This is a genomic window from Oribacterium sp. (assembly GCF_057249185.1).
The window spans coordinates 19,104-24,430 of record NZ_DBHIGR010000011.1 but is presented as its reverse complement, the minus strand read 5'-3'; the positions used below and the strand labels follow the sequence as shown (position 1 = coordinate 24,430).

Genomic DNA, 5,327 nt, shown 5'->3' with positions numbered 1-5,327 from the left:
AGTATATCCTGCCACAAAATAACCAAAACGCGGTATATACAATTGATTTAGAATGACATTTAATGCTGCAGCCAAAATCGATCCTACAATTAGCTCGGATTTTCTTTCCATATAAAACTGAAGATTAATAAACAATTGTGCATAAAATAAAAGAAGTAAGCTCATTGCGATTGGAGGAACCACCCAGATTGCCTCTATATATCGAATACCTCCAAGAATCATAATTATTTCGGGAGCCATCCAAATTATGCCTAATAATAGAGATGACATTAACACAGCAATTATCAGAGATATATTCACATTGTCCTTATAGTGTTTTTCCTTTATCTTCCCATACATCCATGGAGTATATGCTCCATTGATAGATGTTAATACAAAATTAAGTGCCAATGCTAATTGTTGGGCAACACCATATATTCCCGCTTTATCTGTCCCACAAAAATAGTCTATCATTAGACGATCGCATTGACCAAAAAGTACTTGAGATAAATAGTAAACTATTAATGGCACATTAAACCCTATTGCATAACGAATATATTCTTGCTTATATACAATTCTCCCATGTATATAATTTCTTATATAAATCACTAAACCAAACATCATTGTAATAACTGCAAATCCTATAATTCTAGCATATCCTTTTTCCTCGGAATTAAGCACAAAAATTAATCCACAAATAGGAGAAATTAATGCCATAGAAATAGTAACTAAAACAACATTTTTATATTGAAATTCAAATCTATTTTTTCCAAACCAAAACTGAATAGATGTCGAAAATAAAATTTCTCCTACCATAATCAGAATAATGCTCATGGGCAATTTAACAATTTTAACTAAATATCCATTAAATGGGAAATATATGAGAATGAATAATAAGCTAAGTACAGTACAAAGTGTTTGTACTGCACAAATATATCCATCCCTATCATTATCAAACTTTACCATTGCTCTTCCAAATGTTCCATATGGCAGATTTAATGTAGTAAAAATAGATAGTATAGCAGACCAGGACGTGTAAATATTATACTGTCCATACTGTGTTGTTGTTAATAGTCTTGTAAAGAGTGGTAATGTAAGGAACGTGATTGACTTTTGGATAATATTGCATATCAAATATGCCAAAGATGCTTTGGCTTCTATGTTAGCAGACCTCAGGCTTAAAAATCCCTTCACTATTTTTCCTACCCTTTCTATTTACTCTCAAAATCACTTTTACTAAATTCACCTTGTACTTTCAGATAATTTCTAAATTCATCATAGTCTCTTATATAATCGTCTGGGGAATAATAGTCTGAAGCAGCTACACATAAAACAGAATCTTCGACCATCCATAGCATCTCTCTCCAAGTAGGTTTGTCTATTAGTACACCAATCGAAGGATCTCTAAGTTCGATTTCATCTCTACCATTTTCATTTTCTAATATCAAACGAACACAGCCATAAGGGCAATAAATAAATTGTTGAAGCGACTTATGAGAATGGTATCCTCTTTTTACACCCTTTGGTACTTTAGATATAAAATAAATCCTCTTTATTTCAAAAGGAATCGTTCTATTCCCTTCAAAAAATGACAACTCTCCAGAATTAATTGTTGGAATAGTTGGTATCCTCATAATTTTGCAACCAGCGACAGACTCCCTTACATTAATATCATCACCCTTTAAAATTGAATACCATTTTAGATGATCCATCCCTTGATATCGTCTACGAATTTCATTTGGTATATCCAATGCTTCCTTAAAATTATGTTTATCATAAAACTTAATTGCTCTTGTGTTTTCTCTTGAAACACACCAATACAAGCTTTCTAAGCCAAAGTCTTCAAATGCTTTCTTTATAATCAATTCCATCCCTCTCCATGCATACCCTTTATGCATGGCAGAATTCCTTACTACTATTGCGAACTCAGCAGTTTGGCACTCAATATTCTTCAAACTAACTGTCCCCATATATTCATCTGCATCAGAAACAATAGCCATATGAATATTATTCTTAGAGAAAAAACTATTTCGTATAAAAGCTTCACAATCAGCAAGTGTTTTCGATGAAAACTGTTCTTTTAATTCTTTCACAACACTTTCGTCATGCATCCACTCAAGCATTAGCGGTGCATCTTTTAATTTTAATTCTCTAATATTCATATGAATTCCTTCTTCTTGTAGATTAAATAATAAGTCATTTTTTATCTATATAACCATTTTAAAAACATTTTCTTCCATCCGGAGAATGTCAATCCCATCAGTCTATAGTTTATTAAACGATTTATATAACTGTCTTTATTCCCTAAAATATCTAAAACAAATTTATACCTTAAATTTGTAATAAGCTCATCATACCAAAATGGAAAATCATACCAGTAAATAAAAGGATATATTAACTCTCGTTTTAAGACCATAATTTGCTGGATATGATTTCTATTATAAATATATCCTAAGCTTCTAGAAACTGATTCACCTTGTCTATAATATACAGTATCTTCATCCATAAAGTTTATAGAATATCCTGACCCAGTAAAACTCAAAGCTAAAGGTGAATCCTCAATATTTTTGACTTTTGTCGAAATACCTCCTATTAATTTATAGGTTTCAGCATTTATAAATGTTGTAGGGGCAAACATAATCTCTCTATGCAGAAGGTGTCTGAACTGCTGCTTTGGAGGCAAAGCGCTTAATTTTTTCATATACATTTGCTCATATTTTTCTCTCCTTTTAGCAGTTTTGATATCTTTAACAAAGACTAAATCTTGAGAATATAAAAGCGAATTAATAGAATGTTCTTTTACATGTCTTATATTTTTGCTTATACATTCAGGCATCAAAATATCGTCTGCAGCAATTACCTTCAGCCATTCAGTATTGCAACTTTTTACACAACTATCAAAAGTTTTACTAATTCCTTCATTTTTGCTATTTTTTAGCACTCTGATTGTCCTAAATCTTTCAGAATAATGCTTAATCCAATCATTAATAATATCCAAGGATCCATCAGTAGATGCATCATCACTAATGAGCAAATCTATATATTTATAAGTCTGTGAATAAATGCTATCCAATGTATCAGTTATTGTTTTTTCAGAGTTATAACAAAGCACATAGACGGTCACATATACGTCACCCATATTCCCAACTCTTGCATCTTTCTTATAAGCACTTTCCTTAACCATATATTTTACCGAATTTCCTTATTTCTTCAATAATCTGTTCCATCTCAGATGGTTTTAAACTCTGGTGCAAAGGCAAACAAAGAGTATTATCCGTCGCATGATCTGCATTAGGAAATGTCCCCTCTACTCCATAATAAGGTACCCTGTGCAAAGGAAAATATCTATAAGTTGTATAGATACCTTTTTCTCGAAGGTATCTTGCAAGTTCATCTCGTTTCCCATTCTTTAATTGAATATGATAAAAATAAAAAGAAGAACGGCTCCCTTCTTCTAAAGGCAACGGTATATCTAGCCAATTTAAATCACCAAGTCCATCATTATATGCATTATGTACAGCTTCTCTTTTTTCCATAAATAATGGTAATTTTTTTAATTGTTCTATAGCCATTGCAGCAGTTATATTATTCATGATTGCTCTATGACCATAAGATGAAATATCAAATTCCCACCATTTTTGTGCAACGCTATTTTCATAGCCACTTTTAGATTCTAGGCCAAAATAAAGCCATTTGTCTGCCTTTTCTCTCATTTCCGGATCCTTAAAATGTAGCATTGCTCCATCTCCGCACACTAAAATCTTCATTGCGTCAAATGACCACATAGCCATATCCCCATCTGTCCCCAGCGCATGACCTCTGTATTTAGAACATACCCCAGCAGCACAATCCTCAATAACTTTTAACCCATACGCCTTAGCTAAAGGCATAATCTTATCCATATCACATGGAACACCTCCAAAATGAAGTAACAGTATTGCTTTGGTCTTAGGAGTTATCACCTTTTCAATATCCTCAGCCCTAGCATTCAATGTTCGTGGATCAACATCGCAAAGAACCAATTTTGCACCATTGACACAAACCGCATTCCCCGCTCCAACAAAACTCAAAGTTGGTACTATTACTTCGTCACCTGGCTGAATTCCACAAAGATACATCGAACTAAATAGTCCCTCACTACAACAATTTGTTGATAATACATGATTTACCGAAGTTCCAAGATGTTCCGCATACATTTTTTCAAAATTGGCGACAATTTCTCCTTTTCCGAGCCAATTTGAATCAAATACAGATTTAATAGCATCTAGTTCTTCCTTTCCAAGAGTAGGTTGCATCACATTAATCATCTTAATTTTCCTTTCACTTTGAAATAAACTCCCCTCTAAAACTCATATAGAACTTTTGGAGGTATGGGTCATATACGAAAATCCATTTATTTTAGTATTACACATCAAAAATAATAAAACAAATATATATATTTGCATACTATCTCCAAAACAAAATGCGTAAAATGCTAGGACACATTGATACACGCACGTTGCATATGCAATAATCCAAAGGCCACCAGATCTTCTATATCTCTTATAAATATAGCCAATACATATGCCATAAAATATCATAACCAGCACCGAACCAATTATCCCATAGTCAAGATAAGGACCTGACACAAATGAAGACACAGGAGATCCCATCGAATTTAAGAGCACCTGCAATTCATCTCTTCCAGCACTTGGTAACAAACCAGCCCTTGCTAAAGCTCTTCCTATAATACCTAGGCTTTTTATACCATATAGTCTCCCTTTAAATGGAATAATATAATCTAATACATAAAACTGACTTCCAAAATAAAAGACCCACCATGAATCTCCATTCGCAACAATAGCTCGATTAGTTTGCTTAGCAATAAAGTCAAAACATAGAAACAGCATCACTACAGCAATGCCTATTATAATCTTAAACCTTTTATTAAATTTTTTTCTTTTTTGCATACCTATTGAATAAATAAATAGAATAGTCATAAATGCAAATAATATAACTGTTCTCGATAAATCCATTGCCATATATATAAAATAGATTACATAACTAAGACATAGTAAAAATATATCCTTATTGCATCTATTATTTAAAATAAATACCTTGTAAGACATCATCAACATAATAATATTAGCAAAAACAGGACCATATTTTCCAAGCCCACTTACCATATGTACATAAGTAGAATAATGTCTCAAATTATCTAGATAGTGATTACCATATATTTTGTATGTCACCCCTCTTATAATGTGTTGAACTGCAAAAAATAAACCTATTATAGCGATAGAAAAGTACAATCTAAACAAATTCCGATTATATTTTATATCTAATGAATAACCTACAGCCTCACTTCT

5 protein-coding genes are annotated in these 5,327 nt (G+C 32.3%); all 5 read right to left on the bottom strand.

The features are described from left to right. Positions 1–1,173 (bottom strand): lipopolysaccharide biosynthesis protein (locus ACO4PX_RS01515; RefSeq protein ID WP_485571068.1); only part of this gene is annotated, 1,173 nt, incomplete at its 3' end. A 17-nt stretch (positions 1,174–1,190) separates the two neighbouring features. After that, a complete protein-coding gene (locus ACO4PX_RS01510; protein ID WP_485571066.1) occupies positions 1,191–2,141 on the bottom strand; it encodes a GNAT family N-acetyltransferase in 951 nt (316 codons plus the stop codon). Between the two features lie 41 nt (positions 2,142–2,182). After that, on the bottom strand, positions 2,183–3,163 hold the full coding sequence (locus ACO4PX_RS01505; protein ID WP_485571064.1) for a glycosyltransferase family 2 protein: 981 nt from the start codon (positions 3,161–3,163) through the stop codon (positions 2,183–2,185). Further along, positions 3,156–4,286, bottom strand: a complete 1,131-nt coding sequence (locus ACO4PX_RS01500; protein WP_485571063.1) for a DegT/DnrJ/EryC1/StrS aminotransferase family protein — start codon at positions 4,284–4,286, stop codon at positions 3,156–3,158. Before ACO4PX_RS01500 ends, ACO4PX_RS01505 begins: the two co-directional genes overlap by 8 nt. A 42-nt stretch (positions 4,287–4,328) precedes the next feature. Beyond that, on the bottom strand, positions 4,329–5,327 hold a 999-nt coding region (locus ACO4PX_RS01495; protein WP_485571061.1), incomplete at its 5' end, for an O-antigen polymerase.

What these genes read in the sequence shown, in the direction of transcription:
- ACO4PX_RS01500 (WP_485571063.1), bottom strand. Translation starts at nt 4,286, where the DNA reads ATGATTAATGTGATGCAACCTACTCTTGGAAAGGAAGAACTAGATGCT.
- ACO4PX_RS01505 (WP_485571064.1), bottom strand. Translation starts at nt 3,163, where the DNA reads ATGGTTAAGGAAAGTGCTTATAAGAAAGATGCAAGAGTTGGGAATATG.
- ACO4PX_RS01510 (WP_485571066.1), bottom strand. Translation starts at nt 2,141, where the DNA reads ATGAATATTAGAGAATTAAAATTAAAAGATGCACCGCTAATGCTTGAG.